The organism is Phaeovulum veldkampii DSM 11550, from assembly GCF_003034995.1.
Lineage (GTDB): Bacteria > Pseudomonadota > Alphaproteobacteria > Rhodobacterales > Rhodobacteraceae > Phaeovulum > Phaeovulum veldkampii.
On record NZ_PZKF01000132.1, the window covers coordinates 1 to 751 of the forward strand.

The 751-nt window shown below is 53.1% G+C and carries 1 rRNA gene; it reads left to right on the top strand.

Going from position 1 to position 751, the window contains the following annotated elements:
- Positions 1–615, top strand: a 16S ribosomal RNA gene (locus C5F46_RS16265); the annotation flags it as partial.
- Positions 616–751 lie beyond the last annotated feature (136 nt).

Below are 751 nucleotides of genomic sequence, written 5' to 3' on the forward strand. Positions count from 1 at the left end.
CCCGCACAAGCGGTGGAGCATGTGGTTTAATTCGAAGCAACGCGAAGAACCTTACCAACTCTTGACATCCCCCTGACCGGTACAGAGATGTACCTTCCCCTTCCGGGGCAGGGTGACAGGTGGTGCATGGTTGTCGTCAGCTCGTGTCGTGAGATGTTGGGTTAAGTCCCGCAACGAGCGCAACCCTTGTCCTTAGTTGCCAGCATTAAGTTGGGCACTCTAAGGAAGACTGCCGGTGACAAACCGGAGGAAGGTGGGGATGACGTCAAATCATCATGCCCCTTATGAGTTGGGCTACACACGTGCTACAATGGACGGTACAAAGGGCAGCGAAGCCGCGAGGTGGAGCCAATCCCAGAAAGCCGTTCTCAGTTCGGATTGCAGGCTGCAACTCGCCTGCATGAAGTCGGAATCGCTAGTAATCGCAGGTCAGCATACTGCGGTGAATACGTTCCCGGGTCTTGTACACACCGCCCGTCACACCACGAGAGTTTGTAACACCCGAAGTCGGTGAGGTAACCTTTTTGGAGCCAGCCGCCGAAGGTGGGACAGATGATTGGGGTGAAGTCGTAACAAGGTAGCCGTATCGGAAGGTGCGGCTGGATCACCTCCTTTCTAAGGAAAATGTCCATGTGGCATTGCCCATCGTTCAGTTTTGAGGGTTCGTCCCTCGATTGTTCCTTGAAAACTGAAGATTCATCAAGACATCAAAACCAATTATTTCACATATGGTCCGTGAGGACCGTGTGTC